The 23,881-nt window shown below is 71.8% G+C and carries 25 protein-coding genes; 15 read left to right on the forward strand and 10 right to left on the reverse strand.

Translation table 11 applies throughout. The features are described from left to right. Positions 1-8 precede the first annotated feature (8 nt). Complete coding sequence (locus EBO35_RS07360) at positions 9-848, reverse strand: hypothetical protein (protein ID WP_122817138.1); 840 nt, start codon at positions 846-848, stop codon at positions 9-11. Between the two features lie 7 nt (positions 849-855). Next, complete coding sequence (locus tag EBO35_RS07365; RefSeq protein WP_122817139.1) at positions 856-1,443, reverse strand: DUF3043 domain-containing protein; 588 nt, start codon at positions 1,441-1,443, stop codon at positions 856-858. Positions 1,444-1,586: 143 nt separating this feature from the next. Here EBO35_RS07365 and EBO35_RS07370 point away from each other — a divergent pair, with 143 nt between their 5' ends. The 4 genes from EBO35_RS07370 to pspAB are packed head-to-tail and all read left to right on the forward strand — an operon-like array spanning position 1,587 to position 4,213. Further along, positions 1,587-2,372, forward strand: coding sequence for a PspA/IM30 family protein (locus tag EBO35_RS07370; RefSeq protein ID WP_206422702.1), 786 nt, complete (start codon positions 1,587-1,589; stop codon positions 2,370-2,372). Beyond that, a complete protein-coding gene (gene pspAA / locus EBO35_RS07375) occupies positions 2,369-2,647 on the forward strand; it encodes a PspA-associated protein PspAA (RefSeq protein ID WP_122817140.1) in 279 nt (92 codons plus the stop codon). The genes EBO35_RS07370 and pspAA overlap by 4 nt, the downstream gene beginning before the upstream one ends. Before the next feature lie 43 nt (positions 2,648-2,690). Then, positions 2,691-3,620, forward strand: a complete 930-nt coding sequence (gene htpX, locus EBO35_RS07380) for a zinc metalloprotease HtpX (RefSeq protein ID WP_122817141.1) — start codon at positions 2,691-2,693, stop codon at positions 3,618-3,620. An 11-nt stretch (positions 3,621-3,631) separates the two neighbouring features. Next, positions 3,632-4,213 (forward strand): PspA-associated protein PspAB, encoded by a 582-nt coding sequence (gene pspAB, locus EBO35_RS07385; protein ID WP_122817142.1) that lies wholly within the window; start codon positions 3,632-3,634, stop codon positions 4,211-4,213. Positions 4,214-4,345: 132 nt separating this feature from the next. Here pspAB and EBO35_RS07390 read toward each other — a convergent pair whose 3' ends face one another. Then, positions 4,346-5,209, reverse strand: a complete 864-nt coding sequence (locus EBO35_RS07390; RefSeq protein ID WP_241153906.1) for a GNAT family N-acetyltransferase — start codon at positions 5,207-5,209, stop codon at positions 4,346-4,348. A 132-nt stretch (positions 5,210-5,341) separates the two neighbouring features. Here EBO35_RS07390 and EBO35_RS07395 point away from each other — a divergent pair, with 132 nt between their 5' ends. Together EBO35_RS07395 and erpA are read left to right on the forward strand one after the other, a co-directional pair. Next, the gene (locus tag EBO35_RS07395; RefSeq protein WP_122817143.1) at positions 5,342-6,427 is read left to right on the forward strand and encodes a glycerate kinase family protein; all 1,086 of its coding nucleotides are present in this window, start codon (positions 5,342-5,344) and stop codon (positions 6,425-6,427) included. Between the two features lie 94 nt (positions 6,428-6,521). After that, positions 6,522-6,884 carry an iron-sulfur cluster insertion protein ErpA gene (gene erpA, locus EBO35_RS07400; RefSeq protein WP_122817144.1) on the forward strand — a complete coding sequence of 121 codons (363 nt, stop codon included), beginning with the start codon at positions 6,522-6,524 and terminating at the stop codon, positions 6,882-6,884. Between the two features lie 163 nt (positions 6,885-7,047). Here the strand turns inward: erpA and EBO35_RS07405 are convergent, their stop codons facing one another. Beyond that, entirely contained in the window at positions 7,048-7,302 is a 255-nt protein-coding gene (locus EBO35_RS07405) for a hypothetical protein (RefSeq protein WP_122817145.1), read from the reverse strand. Between the two features lie 64 nt (positions 7,303-7,366). Between EBO35_RS07405 and EBO35_RS07410 the strand changes: the two genes are divergently transcribed. The 5 genes from EBO35_RS07410 (at position 7,367) to EBO35_RS07430 (ending at position 13,122) form a co-directional block, all read left to right on the forward strand. Next, on the forward strand, positions 7,367-8,350 hold the full coding sequence (locus EBO35_RS07410) for a carbohydrate kinase family protein (RefSeq protein ID WP_122817146.1): 984 nt from the start codon (positions 7,367-7,369) through the stop codon (positions 8,348-8,350). A 261-nt stretch (positions 8,351-8,611) separates the two neighbouring features. Beyond that, positions 8,612-9,535, forward strand: a complete 924-nt coding sequence (ctaC, locus tag EBO35_RS07415; protein WP_241153907.1) for an aa3-type cytochrome oxidase subunit II — start codon at positions 8,612-8,614, stop codon at positions 9,533-9,535. Further along, positions 9,532-11,307 carry an aa3-type cytochrome oxidase subunit I gene (gene ctaD / locus EBO35_RS07420; protein ID WP_206422704.1) on the forward strand — a complete coding sequence of 592 codons (1,776 nt, stop codon included), beginning with the start codon at positions 9,532-9,534 and terminating at the stop codon, positions 11,305-11,307. Before ctaC ends, ctaD begins: the two co-directional genes overlap by 4 nt. Continuing rightward, positions 11,307-11,723, forward strand: coding sequence for a cytochrome c oxidase subunit 4 (locus EBO35_RS07425; protein WP_122817148.1), 417 nt, complete (start codon positions 11,307-11,309; stop codon positions 11,721-11,723). The genes ctaD and EBO35_RS07425 overlap by 1 nt, the downstream gene beginning before the upstream one ends. Before the next feature lie 157 nt (positions 11,724-11,880). Next, the gene (locus tag EBO35_RS07430; RefSeq protein ID WP_122817149.1) at positions 11,881-13,122 is read left to right on the forward strand and encodes a L,D-transpeptidase; all 1,242 of its coding nucleotides are present in this window, start codon (positions 11,881-11,883) and stop codon (positions 13,120-13,122) included. A gap of 263 nt (positions 13,123-13,385) precedes the next feature. On the opposite strand, the gene qcrB is transcribed toward EBO35_RS07430, so the two are convergent. From qcrB to ctaE, 4 genes are read right to left on the reverse strand one after another with little or no spacing between them, the layout of a single operon-like run. Then, complete coding sequence (gene qcrB / locus EBO35_RS07435) at positions 13,386-15,134, reverse strand: cytochrome bc1 complex cytochrome b subunit (protein WP_122817150.1); 1,749 nt, start codon at positions 15,132-15,134, stop codon at positions 13,386-13,388. Further along, on the reverse strand, positions 15,134-16,180 hold the full coding sequence (qcrA, locus tag EBO35_RS07440) for a cytochrome bc1 complex Rieske iron-sulfur subunit (RefSeq protein ID WP_122817151.1): 1,047 nt from the start codon (positions 16,178-16,180) through the stop codon (positions 15,134-15,136). The genes qcrB and qcrA overlap by 1 nt, the downstream gene beginning before the upstream one ends. Further along, a complete protein-coding gene (gene qcrC / locus EBO35_RS07445) occupies positions 16,177-17,049 on the reverse strand; it encodes a cytochrome bc1 complex diheme cytochrome c subunit (RefSeq protein WP_122817152.1) in 873 nt (290 codons plus the stop codon). Before qcrC ends, qcrA begins: the two co-directional genes overlap by 4 nt. A 38-nt stretch (positions 17,050-17,087) precedes the next feature. Beyond that, positions 17,088-17,726 (reverse strand): aa3-type cytochrome oxidase subunit III, encoded by a 639-nt coding sequence (gene ctaE, locus EBO35_RS07450; protein WP_122817153.1) that lies wholly within the window; start codon positions 17,724-17,726, stop codon positions 17,088-17,090. 73 nt (positions 17,727-17,799) lie between these two features. Between ctaE and EBO35_RS07455 the strand changes: the two genes are divergently transcribed. The 3 genes from EBO35_RS07455 to trpD are packed head-to-tail and all read left to right on the forward strand — an operon-like array spanning position 17,800 to position 20,268. Continuing rightward, positions 17,800-18,783, forward strand: coding sequence for a cytochrome c oxidase assembly protein (locus tag EBO35_RS07455; RefSeq protein ID WP_241153908.1), 984 nt, complete (start codon positions 17,800-17,802; stop codon positions 18,781-18,783). 10 nt (positions 18,784-18,793) lie between these two features. Continuing rightward, positions 18,794-19,207 carry an Rv3143 family two-component system response regulator gene (locus tag EBO35_RS07460; protein ID WP_206422705.1) on the forward strand — a complete coding sequence of 138 codons (414 nt, stop codon included), beginning with the start codon at positions 18,794-18,796 and terminating at the stop codon, positions 19,205-19,207. Positions 19,208-19,218: 11 nt separating this feature from the next. Then, on the forward strand, positions 19,219-20,268 hold the full coding sequence (gene trpD / locus EBO35_RS07465; RefSeq protein ID WP_206422706.1) for an anthranilate phosphoribosyltransferase: 1,050 nt from the start codon (positions 19,219-19,221) through the stop codon (positions 20,266-20,268). 28 nt (positions 20,269-20,296) lie between these two features. Here trpD and EBO35_RS07470 read toward each other — a convergent pair whose 3' ends face one another. Both EBO35_RS07470 and EBO35_RS07475 read right to left on the reverse strand, forming a co-directional pair. Continuing rightward, positions 20,297-20,575, reverse strand: coding sequence for an Lrp/AsnC family transcriptional regulator (locus EBO35_RS07470; protein ID WP_122817157.1), 279 nt, complete (start codon positions 20,573-20,575; stop codon positions 20,297-20,299). An 81-nt stretch (positions 20,576-20,656) separates the two neighbouring features. Continuing rightward, the gene (locus tag EBO35_RS07475; RefSeq protein WP_122817158.1) at positions 20,657-22,447 is read right to left on the reverse strand and encodes a DEDD exonuclease domain-containing protein; all 1,791 of its coding nucleotides are present in this window, start codon (positions 22,445-22,447) and stop codon (positions 20,657-20,659) included. A gap of 92 nt (positions 22,448-22,539) precedes the next feature. On the opposite strand from EBO35_RS07475, the gene EBO35_RS07480 reads away from it, so the two are divergent. Continuing rightward, entirely contained in the window at positions 22,540-23,829 is a 1,290-nt protein-coding gene (locus tag EBO35_RS07480) for an NYN domain-containing protein (RefSeq protein ID WP_122817159.1), read from the forward strand. Positions 23,830-23,881: the final 52 nt, after the last annotated feature.

The following is a 23,881-nucleotide window of genomic DNA, read 5'->3' on the forward strand; positions in this document are numbered from 1 at the left end:
GGGCCCGCTCACCCCGCCGTGGGGACCGGGGGAGCGGGCTCGATGGCCTGGGTGCGGGCCAGCCGGACCGCGCCCAGCGTGGAGACGAGCAGCCCCAGGACGATCGACCACTCCCAGCCGGTACGCACCCCGTCGCCGAGCAGGACCACGCCGACGACGGCCGGGATGAACGTCTGGCCCACGATCATCGGGGCGGTCGCGGCCGACACGGCGCTGCTCTGCATGCCGCGGGAGTACATCCAGAACGCCACCAGGCTGAAGGAGGGGACGGCCAGGGCGGCCAGGACGACGTCGCCGTCGACCGGCGTCCCGACGCCGCGGACCGCGATGGCCGAGCCCGCGTACCCGAGGCCGGCCAGCGCGCCCAGGCCGCCGCCGCCGAGGCGTCCGCCGGCCAGCGAGGCCAGTCCGAGCAGCACGACCCCGGCCCACAGGCTCAGCACGAAGGCGCGGTCGGTGACCACGGCGCCGGCGCTGCCCGAGCCGGCCGCGAGCAGCACCAGGCCGACGCTGACCAGGCCGACCGAGCCCCAGGCGCGCCGGTCCAGGCGCTCGGCGATCCGCCGTGAGGCCAGCGCCGTCACCGGCAGCGACATCGCGATCGTCGCCTGGGCCAGGTAGAGCGGCAGCCACCAGATCGCCACCGCGTGCAGGACGAACCCCACCAGGTAGGCGACCAGCACCGCCCAGGTCCACGGGTCGCGCACCGAGGTGGCCACGAACCGCACCAGGCTGTGCACCGGCACCTGCCCCCGGCGTACGCCGTGGGCCTGCGCGACCGCGGCCAGCCCGAAGACGAGCGCGCTCCCGAGCGCGGCCGCCAGGCCCCAGACCTGGTCGGAGGTCACCAGGCGCTCAGCGGTAGGTGTCGGGGAGGCGCTGCCCGATCTTGACCTGGGCCTTCGGCAGCCGCATGAACTTCATCTGCAGGGCCCGGGTGATCGCGTAGTAGGTGGTGCCCTTGGTGCTCTCGCCGGGGAACCGGCGCGCGAGCTCGCGGCGCAGCCGGATCCGCAGGAACACCATGTCCAGGACGATCACGACGATCGAGGCCAGCAGCACCAGGCTGCTGAGGTTGGCGAGGGTCGGGTTGCCGGAGTAGCCGAGGATCATCGAGAACAGCAGCAGCGGGATGAGCAGCTCGATGAACGAGAACCGGCAGTCGACGAAGTCGCGGACGAACCGGCGCACCGGGCCCTTGTCGCGGGGCATGTAGTAGCGCTCGTCGCCGGTCTTCATCGCCTGGCGGACCTTGTGGCTGGACTCCGCGCGGGCCAGGCGATCGGCGCGGGCCTGCTCCTTGCGGTTGCGCGGTGCGCCCTTGGCGCGGGCCCGCGCTGCTGCCTCCGCCTCCTTGCGCGAGGGGGTGGGTCGCCCCTTCCCGCCCGGCTTGACCTCGACGGGCTGAGGCGGGGCGGTCTCGGTCTTCGTGCGACGGAACAAGGCGGCCTTCTTGCTGCTGACGTGCGGAACTCGGGACGGCCCGAGTCTACCGGCGGTGTCGGTCCAGACCGTGGTTGCCCGCCGTGGCCTAGAGTGAGAGACGTCGCCGCAGGAACACCGAAGTCCGAGAGGGACCGCACCGCATGAGCATGATGAAGCGCATCAGCCTGATCTTCCAGTCGAAGGCCAACAAGGCACTCGACCGGGCCGAGGACCCCCGCGAGACCCTCGACTACAGCTACCAGCGCCAGCTGGACCTGCTGTCCAAGGTCCGCCGCGGCGTCGCCGACGTCGCGACCAGCCGCAAGCGCATCGAGCTGCAGGTCAACCAGCTCGAGCAGCAGTCCCAGAAGCTGAGCGACCAGGCTCAGAAGGCGATCTCGATGAATCGCGAGGACCTCGCCCGCGAGGCCCTGACTCGCAAGTCCGGCCTCACCGGCCAGATCACCGACCTCAAGGCGCAGCACGCCCAGCTCCAGGGCGAGGAGGAGAAGCTCACCCTCGCCCAGCAGCGGCTGCAGGCGAAGGTCGAGGCCTTCCGCACCCGCAAGGAGACGATCAAGGCGAACTACACCGCGGCCGAGGCGCAGACCAAGATCGGCGAGGCCATGTCCGGCATCGGCGAGGAGATGGGCGACGTCGGGATGGCGATCCAGCGCGCCGAGGACAAGACCGCGAACATGCAGGCCCGCGCCGGCGCCATCGACGAGCTGATCGCCTCCGGTGCCCTCGACGACGCGAGCTCGCTCAACCGCGGCGACGACATCAGCCGCGAGCTGGAGTCGATGAGCTCCCAGGCCGACGTCGAGGCCGAGCTGGCCGCCCTCAAGGGTCTCTCCCAGCCGAGCCAGCCCCAGGCCATCGAGGGCGGCGACATCCTCTCCCCGGAGGCCCAGAAGGCGACCGAGAACCGGGAGGGCCAGGCGTGATCGTCAGGATTCTGGGTGAGGGACAGTTCGACCTCACCGACGCCGACCTCGACTGGCTCAACGAGCTCGACACGGCAGTGGAGACCGCCGTCGAGAACGGCGACCAGGCAGCCTTCGAGACCGCGCTCGCCGCGCTCCTGGACGCGGTCCGCTCCCACGGCGCCCTCCACGAGCTCGACGCGCTGGATCCCTCGGACCTGATCCTGCCGCCGGCCGACGCGACCATCGACGAGGTGCGGGCGATTCTCGGCGACGAGGGTCTGATCCCCGGTTGAGCGTGCTCAGGTTCCTCTTGGCAGCGCACGGGACAATGAGGCCATGAGCCGTAGCCGTTTCCTGCCCGACCGCGGGCTGACCGCCCGGATGACCCTGGTGATGTTCCTGCTGGGGCTCCTCTTCGTCGTCTTCATCGCGGCGGTGATGGGCATCTTCGCCCAGTCCGGCAGCCCCGGTCTCGGCATCGTCATCGGGCTGGTCGGCCTCGGCATCGTCTGGTACCAGTGGTACTCCTCGGACACCGTCGCCATGAAGGCGATGCGGGCCCGGGAGGTCACCCCGGCCCAGGCCCCCGAGCTGCACGGCATGATCGACCGGCTCTGCGCCCTCGCCGACATGCCCAAGCCGCGGGTCGGCATCGCCGACATGCCGATCCCCAACGCGTTCGCCACCGGCCGCTCGCCCGAGCGCTCGGTGGTCTGCGTGACCACGGGGATCCTGAACACCCTGACCGCCGAGGAGCTCGAGGGCGTGCTCGCCCACGAGCTCTCCCACGTCGCCCACCGCGACGTCCTGGTGATGACCGCGGCCTCCTCGGCCGGCATCGTCGCCGGCATGCTCACCCAGGGCGCGCAGTACGGCGCGATGTTCGGCGGCGGCCGGCGCGACAACAACAACAGCGCGCTGCCGGTCTGGCTGCTGATCCTGCTGGTCAGCGTGGTCACCTACGTGATCAGCTTCCTGCTGATCAAGGTGCTCTCCCGCTACCGGGAGCTCTCGGCCGACCGGGCCGGCGCCTACCTGACCATGAAGCCGCAGGCCCTGGCCTCCGCGCTGCAGAAGATCACCGGCGAGATGAACACGATCCCGACCAACGACCTGCGCGCCTCGAAGTCGATGAACGCGTTCTTCATCGCGCCGGCGGTCAAGGGTGTCTCGCTGAAGACCCTCACCTCCACCCACCCGTCGCTGGAGCAGCGTCTCGAGCAGCTCGCCCGGATCCAGGCCGAGCTCGGCCGGCCGTCGGTCTGAGCGGGGCGACGATGGGATTCTGGGACTCGGTCCTGGGGCGCACCAAGCCCAAGCAGGCCAACCTCGACGCGCTGTTCTCCGTGCCCAGCGCCGCCGTCACGCTCGAGGCCTCCCTCGGGCTGCGGCCGACCGGGGACGGCTCGGTCTGCTACCGGGCCGCCGCCGGACCGGCGTTCGCGAACACCCAGCAGGAGGTCCTCGACCTGCTCCGCTCGACCGGGGACAGCCCGCAGGTGCGGGTCACCCAGGACGACTACGGCTTCACCTGGATCGAGGTCGACCGGGAGCCCGGCTCCTCGGTCGACGGACTGTGCACCGGCCTGCACGCGGTCAACACCGGCCTGGAGGCGCAGGGCTTCGGCCCCGCGCTGCTGTGCACGCTGGTCGGCTTCGAGGACCCCACCGGGCGCCGCGTGGGCCTGGTCTACCTCTACAAGCAGGGCACGTTCTACCCGTTCGCGCCGGCGCCGGGCGGGCGGCAGCAGCGCGACAACCTGCTCGAGCTCCAGCTGCGCGACCTGCTCGCGGCGGAGCTGCCGATCGAGCAGGACCTCTCCCGCTGGCTGGCCGTCTGGGGCGCCCCCGGCCTCTGAGCCGCCAGCATCCGCTGCAGGGCGACCAGCACTACTCGGCGCTCAGCGAAGTCCGGGTGACCGAGCGCGTCCGTCGCGGCGCCGGCGCGCGCCACCAGGACCGGGTCGGAGGGCGCCGGCCCCGTCCTCACCTCAGAGCAGCGCGCCGTTGTGGAGGTACGGCGTGGGCGGCTCCAGGCCGCGGACCCCGAGGAAGCCGGCCGTGGCCAGCGACAGCCGGGCCCGCATCCCGAGGTCCACGGCCCACCGGTTGGCCGCCGTGACGTGGCCCAGCTCCACCTCTCCGCTGACCGAGGCCAGGCACTCCCACAACAGCGAGCAGGCGGTCTCCTCCGAGCGGGCCGCGAGCAGGGCGGGTCCGGTCGGGCCGGCGTAGGCGTAGCCGGTGCGGTCGGCCGCGACGACCAGGCGGCCCATCCCCAGCAGCGACTCGTGGTCGGGGCCGTGCGGGCCGCCGCGGTGCAGCCGGTCCAGGTCGTCGATCCACGCCAGGTCCTCCGAGGTCCCGTCGCGGAGCCCGGGCACCGCCGGCAGGAGCGAGCGGTCCAGCGGGCCGTGCAGCAGAAGCTGGGGGTGCAGCGCGAAGCCGGCGCTCCAGTAGCGGCGCAGCGCCGCGGGGTCGTCGGAGGCGGAGAGCATCGCTCGCGGGCAGCCGGCGCCGTACGCCGTGGCGGCGGCGAGCAGCCGGGCGCCGAGGCCCCGGCCCTGGAGACCCGGGCGTACCGCGAACGTCACCAGCACCCACACCTGCTCGCGCACCACCGAGGTGGCGAACCCGAGCACGCCGGTCTCGTCCTCGGCGACCCAGCACCCGCCGGGGTCGGTGTCGAGGAACCGTGCCGTGCGGGCGATCCACCGCGCGGACTGCTCCGCCGACCGGGACTGCGGCTCGGGCCGGTCGGGCCGGTGCTGGCGCAGGTCCAGGACGTGGAACGCCTGGTCGCTGATCTGCTCCGCCACCGCCACGTCCTCGGCCCGCATCGGCCGGATCGCCACGCCATCGGTGCCTACCGGGTTCGCCGTGGCTACCGGGTACGCCGTGCCTATCGGGTCCGCCAGGTCGATCGGATTCGCCATGTCCACAACGGCCTGCCTGTTCACCACACCGCCGACCCTAAGGTGTGGCCCATGCGCATCCTGCTCGCCCCCGACAAGTTCGCGGGGACGCTCACCGCGGTGGAGGCGGCCGCGGCGATGGCCGCGGGCTGGCGCCGGCAGGCCCCCGACGACGAGCTGGACCTCGCGCCGATGTCGGACGGCGGCCCGGGCTTCGTCGACGTCCTGCACGCGACCCTCGGCGGCGAGCTCGGCGCGGTGACGGTGCGCGGCCCGTTCGGCGACCCGGTGCCCGGCGCGGTGCTGCGCGTCGGCGACGTCGCGTACGTCGAGACGGCCCAGGCGTGCGGCCTGCACCTGACCGGCGCCCAGCGGGCCGAGGAGGCCTCCACAGCCGGGGTCGGCGACCTGCTGCTCGCCGCTCTCGAGACCGGCGCGACCACTGTCGTGCTCGGCCTGGGCGGCAGCGGCACCAACGACGGCGGAGCCGGCCTCCTCGCGGCGCTGGGCGCCCGCGCCGACGTGCCGCTGGACCGGGGCGGGGCCGCCCTGGCCGGGGTGCGCCGGGTCGAGCTCACCGCGGCCGCGGACCGGGTCGCCGGGGTTAGCCTGGTCGCCGCGAGCGACGTGGTCGGCCCGCTGACCGGGCTGTTCGGGGCCACCAAGACCGCTGGCGCCCGGAAGGGGATCGCCGAGGACCGCCTGGTGGCCCTGGACGCGGCCCTGGAGGACCTCGCCGTCGCCACGGACCGACGCACAGCGCTCGCGAAGGGCGCCGGCGCCGCAGGCGGTCTCGGCCACGCGCTGCTGTGCCTCGGCGCGCAGCGGCGCTCCGGCTTCGAGCTGGTCGCGGGCGTGGTCGGGCTCGCGGACCGGGCCCGGGGCGCGGACCTCGTGGTCACCGGCGAGGGTGCCTTCGACTTCTCCAGCGGCGCGGGCAAGGTCCCCTACGGGGTGGCGTCGGTCGCGGCCGAGGCCATGCGGCCCTGCCTCGCCCTGGCCGGCCAGGTCCTGGTCGGAGCCCGGGAGATGCGGGTCCTGGGCGTGGAGTCGGCGTACTCGCTGGTGGACCTGGTGGGGGAGGAGCGGGCGCTGGCCGACCCGTCCGGTGCCCTGGCCGATCTGGCCGCCCGGGTGGCGCGCACCTGGTCGCGCTGAGCCTCCGCGGCCCACGCCGGACCGCGGTCCGGAATAACCGCGGGTGTGCGACGATTGACCCCGGACCAACCAATTCTTCCTGGGGAGCACGCACATGACCGAGCAGGTGGACACGACCACGGAGCGTCGCTCCGACCAGATCAACCTGAGCACGGTGGCCGCGACCAAGGTCAGGACCCTGCTCGAGCAGGAGGGGCGGGACGACCTGCAGCTGCGCATCTCGGTGCAGCCCGGCGGCTGCTCCGGCCTGCGCTACCAGCTCTTCTTCGACGAGCGCACGCTCGACGGTGACGTCGTCACCGACTTCGACGGCGTCAGCGTCGTCGTCGACCGGATGAGCGTCCCGTACCTCAACGGCGCGATGATCGACTTCGTCGACACCATCGAGAAGCAGGGCTTCACGATCGACAACCCCAACGCCACCGGCTCCTGCGCCTGCGGGGACTCCTTCCACTAGGACCGAGCCCTGAGGACCCGATCCGGGTCCGGCAGCCGTAGCAACCTGGCAGCCTGGCAACCTCGCGAACAACGCAACAGCCCCCGCCGAGAGGCGGGGGCTGTTGTCGTCGAACGGCCCGAACTGGGAGGGATGGGCCGCCGAACTCGGTGCAGCCGGACGGTCAGTCCAGGTGCAGGTGCAGGGCGTTGGCCAGCCGCTGGGCGGCGGCCGAGACCCGGATCTCGCGCTTGGGGACATCTCGGGGGTAGTCCTCGAACCGGATGCTCGGAGCGGGCCGGCGCACGGCCCGCCGAACCCGCTCGAGCCGGAGCTCGCGGCCCACGGCCTCGCAGTCGGCGTGCAGGTCGCGCGGGCTGCTCAGGTCGTCGTACGCGAGGCGCCCGGAGGGGGCCGACACGGGTGCTCGATCGGTCATGGGGACGACGCTAAGGGCTACCGAGAGGTAGCCCCAGCGGTACCGACCGGTAGTCTTCGCGACCATGTCACTCCTGATCGCAGGATCGATCGCGACCGACCACCTGATGACCTTCGCGGGCAAGTTCGAGGACTCCCTCGTCGTCGAGCAGCTGCACAAGCTCTCGGTGTCCTTCCTGGTCGACGACCTGGAGATCCGCCGCGGCGGCGTCGCCCCCAACATGTGCTTCGGTCTGGCCCGGCTCGGGCTGCGCCCGGTGCTGGTCGGTGCGGCCGGTGAGGACTTCGCGGACTACCGCTCCTGGCTGGAGCGTCACGGGGTCGACTGCGCGCACGTGCGGATCTCCGAGAGCAAGCACACCGCGCGCTTCGTGTGCACGACCGACGCGACGATGGCGCAGTTCGCCTCGTTCTACCCCGGTGCCATGAGCGAGGCCCGGCTGATCGAGCTCGGCCCGATCGTCGCCGAGGCGGGCGAGCCCACCTACGTCCTGATCGGCGCGGACGACCCCGACGGGATGCTGCGCCACACCGAGGAGTGCCGTCAGCGCGGCTACCCCTTCATCGCCGACCCCAGCCAGCAGCTGGCGTTCGGGGAGGGCGAGCTGATCCGCCAGCTCGTCGACGGGGCCGCGATCCTGTTCTCCAACGAGTACGAGTCGCACCTGATCGAGCAGAAGACCGGCTGGTCCGCCGACGAGGTGCTGGCCCGGGTCGGCGTCCAGGTCACCACGCTGGGAGCCGACGGAGTCCGCGTGCGCCGCGCCGGCGAGCCGGACATCGTGCTGTCCGCCGCCCGCAACGTGACGGCCGTGGAGCCCACCGGCGTCGGCGACGCGTTCCGGGCCGGCTACCTGGCGGCCGCCACCTGGGGCGTCAGCCTGGAGCGGGCGGCCCAGGTCGGCTGCGTGCTCGCGGCGTACGTCGTGGAGACCGTCGGCACCCAGGAGTACGTCTTCACCGCCGAGCAGTTCCTGGCCCGGCTCGAGGACTCCTACGGCGCCGAGGCGGCCCAGGACGTCGCGCCGCACCTGAACGCGCTCAGCTGAGCCGCCACACCAGGTAGTCACCGGCTCCGGCACCCGGACCCGGCCGAGCGCAGCAAGGAGCACCTCGCGCGCGGCCGGGTGCAGCGGCTCCGCCGAGGCGGCGTCGAGACAGGTCTCCCGGGCCGGTGCGCGGGGTACCTGGTCGGGGCCCGCGGCATTTGTCACACCGGGAACCTCCCGGGCGACCCGCCCCCGATCGCGACGCCAGCGCGCGATAGTGTTTGGGCCTATTCGAGTTCGTCCAAGAGGAAGGCTCAGACGGTGAGTCTGCAATCCCCCAGGCGCGGAACCACCGGTGCCGTACGCCGGGTCCTCCTGCCCATTGCGCTCGGCGCCGGCGCCCTCGCGCTCGCCGGCTGTTCATCGCAGTCCCGAGGCGAGTGGGAGCGGCTGGCGATGCCCGAGCCTGCCACCGAGCAGGGCGAGCACACCCTCAGCCTGTGGCAGGGAGCCTGGACCGCCGCGCTCCTCGTCGGCCTGCTGGTCTGGGGCCTGATCTTCTTCGTGGTCTGGCGCTACCGGCGCCGCCGCGCCGACGAGATCCCGGTCCAGACGCGCTACAACCTGCCGCTGGAGATCTTCTACACGATCGCCCCGATCCTGATGGTCGTGGTGTTCTTCTCCCACACCATCAAGACCCAGAACGAGGTGCTCCACGAGTCCGCGGAGCCGGACAACGTCATCGAGGTCACCGCCCAGCAGTGGTCGTGGACGTTCAACTACGGCGTCGGCAAGATCGACTACGCCAACGTCGACGACCCGGCGGACGACAAGTTCCCCTACGCCGAGTACGCCAGCGTGGTCGGGGACGCCTCGACCATCCCGACGCTCTACCTGCCCGTCGGTGAGACCATCCGGTTCAACCTGCACTCGCCCGACGTCATCCACGACTTCGGCGTGCCCGGGTTCCTGATGAAGATGGACGTCATCCCCGGCCGGGTGAACCACTTCGAGATCACCCCGAAGAGCGAGGGGACCTACGCCGGCAAGTGCTACGAGCTGTGCGGTGTCTACCACTCGCGCATGTTGTTCAACGTCGAGATCGTGAGCCCCGAGGAGTACGACGCGTACGTCGAGAGCCTCGCCGCGCAGCGAGTGAGCGACGGCCCGCTGCTCGGAGGAGAGAACTCCGACACGCAGACGGGTCTCGTCACCGAGGAAGACCCTGAGGGAGAAGGTAATTGACCACGACGGCAGCACGAGTCGTCTCCGTCCCGGCGCGTAAGCCGCTGGGCCGAGAGCTCGTCAAGATCATGACGACGACCGATCACAAGCTGATCGGCAAGCTCTACCTCGGCACTGCGTTCATCTGGTTCCTGATCGGCGGCGTCATGGCGCTGGTCATCCGCACCGAGCTCGCGTTCCCGGGCAGTCAGGTCGTCAACGACGAGCTGTACAACCAGCTGTTCACCATGCACGGCACGATCATGCTGCTGCTGTTCGCAACGCCGCTGTTCTTCGGCTTCGCCAACGTGATCATGCCGCTGCAGATCGGCGCGCCCGACGTGGCGTTCCCGCGGATGAACATGCTCAGCTACTGGCTGTACCTGTTCGGCGGGCTGATCGCGGCCTCCGGCTTCCTCACCCCGCAGGGTGCTGCCGACTTCGGCTGGTTCGCCTACACGCCGCTCTCCGACGCCGTGCGCTCCCCGGGCGTGGGTGGCGACCTGTGGATCATGGGCCTCTACCTCGCCGGTATCGGCACGATCCTCGGTGCCGTCAACTTCATCACCACGATCATCTGCATGCGGGCGCCGGGCATGACCATGTTCCGGATGCCGCTGTTCACCTGGAACGCGCTGATCACCAGCCTGCTGGTGCTGATCGCGTTCCCGATCCTCGGTGGCGCGCTGCTCTCCCTGGAGGCCGACCGGCAGCTCGGGGCGCACGTCTTCGACACCGCCACGGGCGGCCCGATCCTCTGGCAGCACCTGTTCTGGTTCTTCGGCCACCCGGAGGTCTACATCATCGCGCTGCCGTTCTTCGGCATCGCGACCGAGATCCTGCCGGTCTTCAGCCGCAAGCCGATCTTCGGCTACGTCGGCCTGGTCGGCGCGACGCTCGGCATCGCGATCCTCTCGGTCGCCGTGTGGGCCCACCACATGTTCGTCACCGGCGCGGTCGACCTGCCGTTCTTCTCCGGCATGACGTTCCTGATCGCGGTGCCAACAGGAGTGAAGTTCTTCAACTGGATCGGAACAATGTGGGGAGGGTCCCTATCGTTCGACACTCCCATGCTGTGGACGATCGGCTTCCTCACGACCTTCCTGTTCGGTGGCCTGACCGGCATCATCCTGGCCAGCCCGCCGCTGGACTTCCACGTCACCGACTCCTACTTCGTGGTCGCGCACTTCCACTACGTCGTCTTCGGCACCGTGGTGTTCGCGATGTTCGCCGGGTTCTTCTTCTGGTGGCCGAAGTTCACCGGTCGGATGCTCGACGAGCGGCTCGGCAAGATCCAGTTCTGGCTGCTGTTCGTCGGCTTCCACATGACCTTCCTGGTCCAGCACTGGCTCGGGGTCGAGGGCATGCCGCGTCGCTACGCCGACTACCTGCCCGAGGACGGCTTCACCTTCCTCAACCAGGTCTCGACGGTGGGCGCGTTCCTGCTCAGCCTCTCGATGCTGCCGTTCTTCTACAACATCTACATCACCCTGCGCAGCCCGATGGTCGGCACCGACGACCCGTGGGGCTGGGGCCGCTCCCTGGAGTGGGCCACCAGCAGCCCGCCGCCGCGGCACAACTTCCACAGCCTGCCGCGGATCCGCTCGGAGTCGCCCGCCTTCGACCTCCACCACCCGGAGATCGCGGCGATGGAGCTCGAGCAGAACCAGGCCGCCCGCGACGGTGACGGCGCGGACGCGCCCGACATGGAGGGGCGTCGTGAGCTCCTCGCCGAGCGCACCGACGACCCGGCGGCCGGCACCAGCACCGACAACCCGGAGGGTAGGTCCTGATGAAGGCCGAAGCCTGGATCTTCGCGGCGTGCACGATCTTCTTCGTGCTGGTGACGCCGGCGTACTGGCTGATCACCGACGCCGGGAGCACCGGCGCGGACTGGACGGGCACGTCCGCGCTCGCCATGACCTCGCTGCTGGCGTTCATGGTCACCCTCTACCTCGGGTTCCACGCCAAGCGCATGGACCCGCGGCCGGAGGACCGCAAGGAGGCGGAGATCGTGGAGGGCGCCGGGGAGCTCGGCTTCTTCCCGCCGTACTCCTGGTGGCCGCTGTGGTGCGCCGCCACCGCGTCGGTGGTCGTCACCGGCATCGCGCTCGGCGCGTGGTGGCTCGCCATCATCGGTGCGGCGCTCGGCTTCGTCGCCGTGTGCGGCCTGGTCTTCGAGTACTACCGGGGCGAGTACGCCCACTGACCCACCGGGCGGCCGACGCGAGTCGGCACGCACGAGCTCGACATCCGAACCCCCGCGGGCACTGCCCGCGGGGGTTCGTCGTCTCCGCCGGCGCGCCGTTACTCTGATTCGGCGCCCGGACAGGTCCGGGCGCCGTCGTCCCACCTGGAGCTGAAGCATGTCCGCACGCCGCGTCCGCACCTCCCGCGCCGGAAAGACCGCCACCCGCCCCCTGCTCGCGGCGGGCTCGACCGCCGTCCTGGCCCTCACGCTGCTCGGCTGCAGCGGGAGCACCGGCGCCGGCTCCGGCGACGGTCCGGGCGACGGACCAGGGGAGGCTTCCGGCGCCCCGGAGAGCGCCGGCCCGGCGCCCACGATCGACCTCAACGTGCGCCGCGGTGCCAGCGGAGTCCCGGTCGACACCCGGGTCACGGCATCGGCCAGGAACGGCGAGCTGAAGGCCGTCGAGATCACCTCGCCCGCCGGCGACCTCGCCGGTGCGCTGGAGGGGACCCGCTTCACCGCCGCGGACCTGCTCGAGCCGGGTACGACGTACCGCGTGCGCGCGGTGGCGCTCGGCGCCGAGGGGGAGCGCACCGTGCTCAGGTCCCGGTTCAGCACCGCCGACCTGACGCTGGACCAGCAGACCTACGCCTCGGTGGCGCCGCTGGACGGCGAGACCGTGGGCGTGGGCATGCCGGTCGCGGTCACGTTCGACCGGCCGGTCACGGACCGGGCCGCGTTCGAGCAGCACCTCGAGGTCACCTCGACCCCGGCACAGCGCGGCAGCTGGCACTGGCTCTCCGACAGCGAGGTGCACTGGCGGCCCAAGGCGTACTGGCAGCCGGGGACCCGCGTGCAGGTCGACCTGGGCATCAACGGCGTCGCCGCCGGCAACGGGATCTACGGTCAGGAGAGCCGGAGCCTGTCCTTCCGTGTCGGCGACGCCCACATCTACCGCGTCGACGGCCGCAGCCACCAGATGAAGGTCTTCGCCAACGGCGAGCTCCTCCGCACCATCCCGGTCACCCTCGGCAAGGAGGGGTTCACCACCCGGTCCGGGACCAAGGTGATCATGGGCAAGGACGAGACCCGCCGGATGAGCTCGGAGACCGTCGGCATCGCCGCCGGCAGCGCGGACGCCTACGACATCGACGACGTCCGCTGGGCCATGCGCCTGACCACGTCGGGGGAGTTCATCCACGCCGCCCCCTGGTCGGTGGGCTCCCAGGGGCGCGACAACGTCAGCCACGGCTGCACCGGCCTGAGCACCGAGGACGCCGGCTGGCTCTACGAGCTGAGCCGCCGCGGCGACGTGGTCGAGTACACCGGCACCGACCGTCAGATGACCCTCGACAACGGCTACGGCGACTGGAACGTCGACTTCGCCCAGTACCGCCGGGGATCCGCCCTGCGCTGACCCGGCAGGAATGGTCGCGCCCGCACCGCCGACCCGGCAGGAATGGTCGCGCCCACGCCGCCGACCCGGCAGGAATGGTCGCGCTCGCGCGACCAGAAGTGCCGGGTCGAGGTCTTTCTCGCGACCCGAAGTGCCGGGTCGGCGTGTTCCTGGCGACCAGAAGTGCCGGGTCGGCGTCATGAGGGGTGGGCGGGGGAGAGGACGGAAAAGCCCGTGGGCCCCGGACGATGTCCGGGGCCCACGGGCTTGTGTGGTGCGGTGACTCAGTGCTCGCGCAGCGGCTCGCCCTCGACCGCGTGCACGCCGTCGAACTGGTGGCCGTCCGCCGCGTGCCCGTCCAGCGCCGCCTCGAGCTCGTGCTCCTCCTCGGCGTGGTGGTGGGCCGCCTCGAGCTCCTCGGCCGTCGGCTTCTGCACGTTGTCGGCGAACCACAGCGTGGACAGCTTCGCGCGCAGCTGCTCCTTGCGGCTCTGCGGAGCCGGTACGCCGTTGGCGTCGGCCGGCGCCTCGATCGCGTGGATCTCGTCGCGGTCCCGGGCCGTGAGCGTGTACGCCTCGGCCTCCGAGATCGGCAGGTGCCGCTCGCTGTAGCCACCCTCCGGCGACCGCATGATGATGCCGGTCTCGTAGCCGTGGAGCAGCCGCTCCTCGTCCTGACGCTGCAGCGAGATGCACCAGCGTCGGGTGATGAAGAAGGCGATGGCCGGACCCACGAACACCGCTACCCGGAGGAAGTAGGTGATCTGGTTGATGCTCAGATCCAGCGCGATCGCGATGATGTCGTTGCCGCCTGCGGCCCACATGAGCCCGTAGAACGTCATCAGCGAGACCATCACGGCGGTCCGGGTCGGCGCGTTGCGCGGGCGCTCCAGCAGGTGGTGCTCGCGCTTGTCGCCGGTGATCCAGGCCTCCAGGAACGGCAGCAGCAGCAGGATCGTGAACATCAGCCCGGGCAGGACGATGATCGGCAGGAACACGTTCCAGGGGATCGTGTAGCCCCAGAGCGTGGTCTCCCAGCCGGGCATGATCCGCAGCGCGCCGTCGGGCCAGCCCATGTACCAGTCGGGCTGCGAGCCGGCGGTGACCTTGGTCGGGTCGTAGGGACCCATCTTCCACACCGGGTTGATGGTCATCAGACCACCCATGAGCGCGCTGACACCGAACACGATGAAGAAGTAGCCACCCGCCTTGGCGGCGTACACCGGGAGCATCGGGAAGCCGACCACGTTCTGCTCGGTCCGGCCGGGGCCAGGCCACTGCGTGTGCTTGTGGTAGACGAGCAGCAGCATGTGCGCGGCGATCAGGGCCAGCAGCAGGCCCGGGAGCAGCAGCACGTGCACGATGTAGAAGCGGGAGATGATGTCGTCGCCGGGGAACTCGCCACCGAAGACGAAGAACGACAGGTAGCTGCCCACGACCGGGATCGACTTGATGAACCCGTCAGCGGCGCGGACGCCGGTGCCGGAGAGCAGGTCGTCGGGCAGGGAGTAGCCGGTGAAGCCCTCCAGCGTGCCCAGGAGCAGCAGCAGCGCGCCGATGACCCAGTTGATCTCACGCGGCTTGCGGAACGCGCCCGTGAAGAACACGCGCAGCAGGTGGACCATCATCGAGGCGATGAACAGCATCGCCGCCCAGTGGTGCATCTGCCGCATGAGCAGGCCGCCGCGGACGTCGAAGGAGATGTCCAGGGTGGAGGCGAACGCCTCCGACATGTGCAGCCCACGGAACTGGTCGTAGGAGCCCATGTACTCGATCTCGGCCATGCTGGGCTTGAACCACAGGGTCAGGAACACGCCCGAGAGCAGCAGGACCACGAAGCTCCACAGCGCGATCTCGCCGAGCATGAAGGACCAGTGGTCGGGGAAGACCTTGCGCAGGTTCTTCTTCATCATCGAGGCGAGGCCGGTGCGCTCGTCGGCCCAGTTGGCCACGACTCCCGCCTTGCCCGGCTTCTTGGCGACGGCGGCGTCCTTGCCGTTGCTCGACGCCACCTTGCTGGTGTCGATGCTCATCAGCCACGCTCCCAGTAGCTAGGTCCGACCGGCTCGGTGAAGTCGCTCTGTGCGATCAGGTAGCCGTCCTCGTCCACCGCCAGCGGGAGCTGGGGGAGGGCACGAGCAGCCGGCCCGAAGACGACCCGCGCCGAGTCCGCGAGGTCGAAGGTCGACTGGTGGCAGGGGCAGAGCAGGTGGTGGGTGGTCCGCTCGTACAGCGAGATCGGGCAACCGACGTGCGTGCAGATCTTGGAGTAGCAGGTGATGCCCTCGACGGTCCAGTTCTCCCGGCCCTTGGCGGGGATGATCTCGTCGGGCTCCATGCGGACGATGACGATGGCCGTCTTCGACTTGTTGATCTGGAGCTTGACGCCGTGGGCCTCGTCCTCGGGGTAGCCGTTCTCCTCGGTGGGGAACAGCGCCTCGGGCAGGCCGTTGACCAGGTCGCCGATCTCCAAGTCGCTGATCCGGATCGGGGTGCCGACGACGTCGCGGACCAGCCGCATGCCGGGCGCCCAGATGGTGCGGGAGAGCGCCTTGATGTCGGGGTCGCCGAGGTCGCGCATCAGCACGATCGCGGGCAGCCCGAGCATGCCGACCGCACCGAGGAGCGAGTTGCGCACCAGCGGGCGACGGGCGATGCCGGAGTCGGCCAGGCCCTCGTCGAGGGCCGCCAGGGTGGCGGCCCGGTCCTCGTCGGAGGAGCGGATCGGGTGCCGCATCTCGACCAGCTCGTGGTCGGACATGAGCTTGCGGGCCCACTGGATGATGCCGATGCCGATGAGCAGCGTGGCCAGGCCGAGCAGCACACCGAGGGCGACGGTGGAGGCGCCCATGTAGCCGATCGTGTCGTGGTTGGCGCCGACGTCGAGGACGAAGTAGGCGACGACGAACAGGACCGCGCACACGGCCGAGAGGCCGAAGAAGGTGGCGACCTGTCGCTCGGCGCGCCGCTCCGCCTTCGGGTCGACGTCAGTCGGCCGCCAGGTGTGCTCCGGGAGTCCCGGGTCCGCGATGGGCTCCTGGGCGACCGGGGTCGCCGGGAGCTTGTCGTGGTCGCTCACGCTTCCACCTTCTTCTTCGTCGTACGGGTGGTGTGGGCGGCGATCCAGATGGCGAAGGCCACGAGGGATCCGAGGCCGAGCAGCCAGGCGAACATGCCCTCGGAGACCGGGCCCAGCCCGCCGAGGCCGAACCCGCCGTAGCTGGGCTCCTCGTCGGTGGACTCGAGGTAGGCGATCACGTCGCGCTTCTCGTCCGGGGTCAGGTTGCCGTTGGAGAACGTCGGCATGTTCTGCGGGCCGGTCAGCATGGCCTCGTAGATGTGCTTGGGGTCGACGCCCCGGATGGTCGGCGCGTAGCCGCCGCGCGGCATGGCGCCACCGGAGCCGTCGAAGTTGTGGCAGGCGGTGCAGTTGGTCAGGAAGATCTGGCCGCCGCGGACGATGGCCTCCTGACGCTCCTCGTCGCTGAGGTCAGCGGTGCTGTAGTCCTGCTCGTCGGGGATCGCCGGGCCGGGGCCGAGCGAGGCGACGAACGCGGCGAGGGCGTCGACCTCCTCGTCGGTGTAGACCTCCGGCTTGCGCGGGGCCTGGGCGCCCGGCTGGGTCATCGGCATCCGGCCGGTGCTGACCTGGAAGTCGACGGCCGCCGCGCCCACGCCGACCAGCGAGGGGCCGAGCTGGTTGTCGCCGTCCTTGGTGGAGATGCCCTGGCCGTTCTGCCCGTGGCAGAAGGCGCAGCCCACCAGGAAGAGCTCGCGGCCCTTCTCGACCTGGGCGGCGGTGGGTTCGGTGTTCTCGGCCTGAGCCGGGGACAGTGCGGCGTAGAGGCCTCCGGAGAGCACCAGGCCGAGCAGCAGCAGCACCAGCCCGGCGACCGGCCCGCGACGGTGGCGGGAGAGTCGACCGGCGGAGCGGTTGAGAAGACGCACGGTGGAAGTCCTAATCGAGTCTGCGGGGGGCGGGCTGGCTACTTGATGAGGTAGATCGTCGCGAACAGGCCGATCCAGACGACGTCGACGAAGTGCCAGTAGTAGGAGACGACGATGGCGCTGACGGCCTGCTCGTGGGTGAAGCGGCGGGCCATGTAGGTGCGCCCGAGGACGAAGAGGAACGCGATCAGACCGCCGATCACGTGGATCCCGTGGAAGCCGGTGGTGAGGTAGAACATCGTGCCGTAGCCGGAGGCCTGGATCGTGACGTTCTCCTGGACGAGAACGGCGTACTCGACCGCCTGGCCGGCCACGAAGACCGCACCCATGAGGTAGGTCAGGATGAACCACTCCCGCAGACCCCAGCCCTTGACCTTGAAGATCGAGCCGGTGCGTCCGACCTGGCCGCGCTCGGCGGCGAAGACGCCGAGCTGGCAGGCCACCGAGGAGAGCACCAGGATCGTGGTGTTGATCGAGGCGAACGGCACGTTCAGCAGCACCGTGTTCTGGTCCCACAGGTCGGGACCGACCGATCGGATCGTGAAGTACGACGCGAACAGTGCCGCGAAGAACATCAACTCGCTCGAGAGCCAGATGATCGTCCCCACGCTGACCATGCTCGGACGGTCGTGGTGCCCGTGAAGTCGGGATGCCGGGATGGAAGCTGCTGTGGCCACCAGAGCATTATGTCGCGGCTGGTTGTCATGGCCACCCCGGGTCCCCTCCCAGGCGAGTTCTAGACTTCATCGGGTGTCCTCCAGCCCCACGTTCTCCCTCCTGACCACCATCTCCGCCGGCGCTGCCGGCGATGCGGAGGTACTGCCCCGGTTCACGCTGGAGTCGTTCTTCAGCGAGTGGTCCCTGGCCCCGTTCTCGTTCGTGGTGACGGTCTGGGTGGCGGGTCTCTACCTGCTCGGCGTGGCCCAGATGCGCCGGCGCGGGGACCACTGGCCGATCGGTCGCACGATCGCGTTCGTGGTCGTCGGCATGGGCTCGTTCTACGTCGCGACGGCCTCGGGCCTCGGCGCCTACGACACGACGCTGCTCAGCGTGCACATGGTCCAGCACATGGTGCTCTCGATGCTGGTCCCGCTGGCGCTCGCGCTGGGCGCGCCGGTGACCCTCGCGCTGCGCACGCTGCCCGGTACGCCGCGGCGCTGGCTGCTCGCCGTCGTGCACTCGCGGTTCGCCCGCGTGCTGTCGTTCCCGCCGCTGGCCTTCGTGCTCTACGTCATCTCGCCGTGGGCGCTGTACTTCACCGGCTGGTACGACGCCTCCCTGGCCTCGACGTACGTCCACGAGATGATGCACCTGCACCTCGTGCTCGTCGGTGCGCTGTTCTTCTGGCCGCTGATGGGCGTGGACCCGGTCCCGGGCCGCGTCGGCTACCCGGCCCGGATGCTGCTGGTCGCGCTGACGCTGCCGTTCCACGCGTTCCTCGGCGTCACGATCATGGGCCAAGAGGAGCTGATCGGCGCCGAGCACTACCAGGAGCTGCGCGAGGGCCCGATGGCGTCCTGGCTGCCGCCCGCCATCGACGACCAGCACCTGGCCGGCGGGATCCTGTGGGGCTCCGGGGACCTGATCGCGCTGGCCTTCTTCGGGGTGCTCTTCGTCCAGTGGGTGCGTTCGTCGATGAAGGAGGCCAAGCGGGAGGACCGCCGTCTGGACCTCCTGGAGGCGCGGGCTGCCCGAGCGGCGACGGCCGCTCCGCCCGAGGAGTCGAGGCGTTAGCATCGCGACCGTGACCGACTCGAAGACCGCTCCGTTGAAGGTGCTCGTCTACAGCGACGACGTGAACACCCGCCAGCAGGTGATCCTCGCCCTGGGGCGGCGTCCGCACCCGGACCTTCCCGAGGTCGAGTACGTCGAGGTGGCGACCGAGCCGGTCGTCCTCGCGAACATGGACGCCGGCGTCATCGACCTAGCCATCCTCGACGGGGAGGCGGTCCCGGCCGGCGGCATGGGCATCGCCAAGCAGCTCAAGGACGAGATCTACCAGTGCCCGCCGGTGCTGGTGCTGACCGGACGGCCCCAGGACGCCTGGCTGGCGACCTGGTCGCGTGCGGAGGCCGCGGTCCCGCACCCGATCGACCCCGTCCAGCTCGCCGAGACAGTGGTCGCGCTGCTGCGCGAGCGCGTCCCGGCCGTGTCTTGAGCGAGGAGCGCGTGAGCGGAACGTCCGCGCCCGGGTCCAGCTGGCCGGAGGTGCTCGGAGCGCTCGTGGCCGGAGCTGACCTGGACGGCGACCAGACCGCCTGGGCGATGGGGGAGATCCTCGCCGGCGCCGCCAGTCCCGCGCAGGTGGCCGGCTTCGCGGTCGCGCTGCGGGCGAAGGGCGAGACGATCGCCGAGATCACCGGGCTGGTCGACGCGATGTACGCCGCGGCGACGCCGTTCGACGTACCGGGCCGGCTCCTCGACATCGTCGGCACCGGGGGCGACCGCTCGTTCTCGGTGAACATCTCCTCGATGTCGGCGGTGGTCGCGGCCGGGGCCGGGGCGCGCGTGGTCAAGCAGGGCTCGCGCTCGGCGTCCTCGAAGTCCGGCTCGGCCGACGTGCTGGAGGAGCTCGGCATCCGCCTGGACCTACCCGCCTCGCGGGTCGCCGCGATCGTCGAGGAGGTCGGCATCACGTTCTGCTTCGCGGCGGCCTTCCATCCCGCGATGCGGCACGCAGCGGCCCCGCGCCGGGAGCTCGGCATCGCGACCACGTTCAACCTGCTCGGCCCGCTGGCCAACCCGGCCCGCCCCCAGGTGCAGGCGGTCGGCTGTGCCGACGCCGCGATGGCCCCGCAGATGGCGGGCGTGCTCGCCTCCCGCGGCACCGACGCCTGGGTGTTCCGCGGTGACGACGGGCTCGACGAGCTCACGCTCTCGACCACGTCCTCGGTGTGGCGGGTCCGGGACGGCGCGGTCACGACGTTCTCGGTCGACCCTCGGGACCTCGGCCTGGACCGGGCCCCGCTGGAGGCGCTGCGCGGCGGCGACGCCCGGCACAACGCCGGCGTCGTCCGGCGCCTGCTGGACGGCGAGGACGGCGCCGTGCGCGACGCCGTGCTGCTCAACGCCGGCGCGGCGCTCGCGGTCTACGACGCGCCCGGCGAGGAGCCCGAGGTCGCCCTGGCCGCCGGCATCGAGCGCGCCCGGACCGCTATCGACTCCGGCGCCGCCCGCGCGGTCCTGGACCGGTGGGTGGCGGCCTCGCAGGCCTCCTGAGCCGGGCCCGGCCGCCCGGGCACGCGGGTCAGTCGAGCCCGAGCGAGAACGCGGCCTCGAGGTCGTGGCGCGAGTAGGCCCGGAACGCGATGTGGGTCTCGGTGGCGGTGACGCCGGGCACCTTGTTCAGCCGGTCGGCCACGACCGACGCGACGTCGTCGTGGTCGCGCACCCGGACCATCGCGATCAGGTCGATCTGGCCGGTCACGGAGTAGACCTCGCTGACGCCCGCGAGCGCAGCGATCTCCTCGGCGACCTGGGGGATCCGAGCGACGTCGGCCTTGACGAACACGATGGCGGTGATCATGGGGCGACGGTATCGCGGGCCGCTCAGCGCACCGGACGGTGCGCTCTGCCGGTCAGCGCACCGGTCGGCGCGCTCTGCCGGTCACCGCACCGGACGGTGCACCGGCGTGAGCTCCCGGCGCTCGTCGAACGGCACCAGGTCGCGCCGGGACTGCGCGACCGCGTCGTGCAGGGCGAGGTGGCGGGTGGCCCCGGCCACCGGGCAGACCCACTCGCCGTCGATGTCGACCAGGCGGATGCCCGGCGCCTCCAGCCAGCGCAGCACCTGCTCGGTCTCCTCGGCGCTCGCGGCGGGGACCGGGCCCGGTGCGTCGGCGACGGTCTCCGCGGTGGCCCGGAGCTGGGCGACGTACTGGTGGGCGTCGGCGCCGAGCGGGATCACCCCGGCCGCGGCGAGTCGGCCGTGCCGGACCACGTGCACCGCCCAGCGGCCGTCGTCCTCGCGGCGGGTCGCGACCACCTCCGGGCAGCGGGAGAGCGCGGAGAGCCGCTGGGTCCGGGACGCGGCGCGCACGAACGCCGCCAGCCGGTCGCGGTGGGCGCCGGCCTCCTCGAAGCGCTCGTCGGCGGCGAGGGTGGACATCCGCTGGTTGATCGCCTCGACGACCGCGTCGGGGCGACGTACGAGCGCGTCGCGGAGCTGCCGCACGACCGAGCCGTAGGCGGTCTCGTCGACGCTGCCGTCGCACGGTGAGAGGCACCGGTCCAGCTCGGCGAGGACGCACGGCGCCCGCGAGGGCAGCCGGGGCAGCCGGCCGGAGCACTGGCGGATCGGGAAGGTCTCGTGCAGCGCGGCCAGGCACTTCTCGGCGGTCCGGCGCGAGGAGAACGGGCCGAGGTAGTCGGCCTCGTCGTCGAGGACCCGCTTGACCAGGGACAGGCGCGGCCAGGTCTCGCGGGTGAGCTTGAGGAAGGTCACCTTGGCCTGGTTGCGCGAGCGCCGGTTGTAGCGCGGCTGGTGCTCGGCGATCAGCCGGAGCTCGCGGACCTGCGCCTCCAGGGTGGTCGCGCACTCGATGCCGGTCACCGACGTCGCCAGCCCCACCATCTCGCCCATCCGGGACCGGGTCTCCGAGGCGGTGAAGTAGGACCGGACGCGGGTGCGCAGGTCGCGGGACGTGCCGACGTAGAGCACCCGGTCGCCGTCGTCTCGGAAGAGGTAGACACCCGGCGCGTGGGGGAGCGCCTCGGCGAGGTGCCGCTTGCGGCGCTGGGCGGTGCTGACCCGGGAGGAGAAGGTCTGCAGCTCCTCCAGCGTGTGCACGCCCAGCCCGCCCAAACGCTCGGTGAGGCCGTGCAGCACGTCGACGGTCGCGCGGGCGTCGGCGAGCGCGCGGTGGTTGGGCGTCGTGGCGGCCCCGAAGACCCGGGCCAGCGTGGCGAGCTTGCAGTTGGGGGTGTCGTCGCGGGTCAGCACCCGCCGGGCCAGCCGGGCGGTGTCGACGACCTCGAAGGCCGGCCACGGCCGCTCCTGGGCAGCGGCGAAGTGCTTGAGGAACCCGACGTCGAACGGCGCGTTGTGGGCGACCAGCACGCAGCCGGCGGCGAACTCCAGGAACGCGGGGAGCGCGGACTCGATGCTCGGGGCGTCGGCGACCATCGTGTTGCTGATGCCGGTGAGCACCGCGATGAACGGTGGGATGGCGGTGTGCGGATTGACCAGGGTCTGGAACTCGCCGAGGACCTCGCCGCCGCGCACCTTGACCGCGCCGATCTCGGTGATCATCGAGCCGCCCGCGGCCGAGCCGCCGGTCGTCTCCAGGTCGACCACGCAGAACGTGACGTCGCGCAGCGGCCGGCCGAGCTCGTCGAAGCTGCGCTGGGACTCCCACTGGGTGCGGCGCCCCCCGAGGGCACTGGCGGCACTGCTCATGGGGCGAAGGTAGAGCGGCGCACCGACATCTCCCGGCAGGCACGCGCGGAACGTGACCCGGGCCCACCGCGGGCGCGGCCTAGGGTGGAGGCGTGACCACGAGTGCCGGAGACCCCGCCCGCACGCGCCTCGAGCGCGTCGAGGCGCTGCCCGCGCCCGTCCGGTCCCGCCTGGTCGCGCGGGTGGCCGCAGCGCTGCCCGACGTCCCGCGGCTGCCGCCCGCCCTGCGCCGGGTGGCGTCGTTCGCGCCGGCCCGGCGGGCCCGGCTCGGGGCCGGGGCGATCCTCGCGGCCCTGGCCGACGACGACTTCCGGGACCGGGCGTCGGTGCAGCTGGGGACCGCGGCCGCCGCGGAGCCCGACCCGGACCCGGTCGACGAGGCGGTCCGCCTCTGGCTGCTCCGGCCGGCCGGCTGGGAGGACCGGCTCGCCGAGGTGGTCGAGGAGCTCCCCGTCCCCGAGGACCTGCGCGCCGGGGACGAGGTGGAGCGGCTGCGCCACCGGCTCGAGCAGGTCGAGCAGGCCACCCGGGAGCAGCGGGCCGCGCACCGGGCCGCGGTCGAGGAGTACAAGGCGGAGGTCGCGACGCTGCGGCGCAAGCTGGGGGAGTCGCGCACCGCCCGCGCCGGTGACGAGGACGCGCTGCGCGAGGCGCAGGGCGCCCGGGCCGCCGCCGAGGCGCTCGCGGCGACCCAGGACAAGGAGCTGCGCCGGCTGCGCGGCCAGGTCGCGCAGCTGGAGGGCGAGCTGGCGGCTGCCCGCAGCGCGGACCGCGCCGGGCGGCGCGTGGAGCGGGAGGAGGCCGGCCTGCGTGCCCGGGTGCTGCTCGACACGGTCCTGGAGGCGGCGGCCGGCCTGCAGCGCGAGCTCGGGCTGCCGCCGCTCACCGGCGCGCCGGGGGACCGGGTCGAGGCCGCGGTCGCCGCGACGTGCGGCCCGGCGGCCGCCGGCGTCGCGGGCCGGCTGAGCCCGGCGATGCTGGAGCAGCTGCTCTCGATGCCGCGGGCCCGGCTGGTGGTCGACGGCTACAACGTGAGCAAGACCGCGTGGCCCGAGTCCTCCCTCGAGGCCCAGCGGATCCGGCTGCTCAACTCGCTGGCGCCCGTGGTGGCGCGCAGCGGTGCCGAGACCACCGTCGTCTTCGACGCCGCCGCCGCCAGCGTCCGGCCCGTGGTGGCCGCGCCGCGCGGGGTCAAGGTGCTCTTCAGCCCGCCGGGCGTGATCGCCGACGACGTGATCCGCGACCTGGTGGCCGCCGAGCCGCCGGGGCGGGCCACCGTGGTGGTCACCAGCGACCGGGCGGTCGTCGAGGACGTCGTGCGCGCCGGCGCCCGCGGCGTACCGGCGCAGACGCTGGTCGAGCTGCTCACCCGCACCGGCTGAGTTCCTGCGGCGTGCGGGCGGAGCTGCGGGCGGAACCGCGGGCGGAACTGCG

This window comes from Nocardioides pantholopis, from assembly GCF_003710085.1.
GTDB lineage: Bacteria > Actinomycetota > Actinomycetes > Propionibacteriales > Nocardioidaceae > Nocardioides > Nocardioides pantholopis.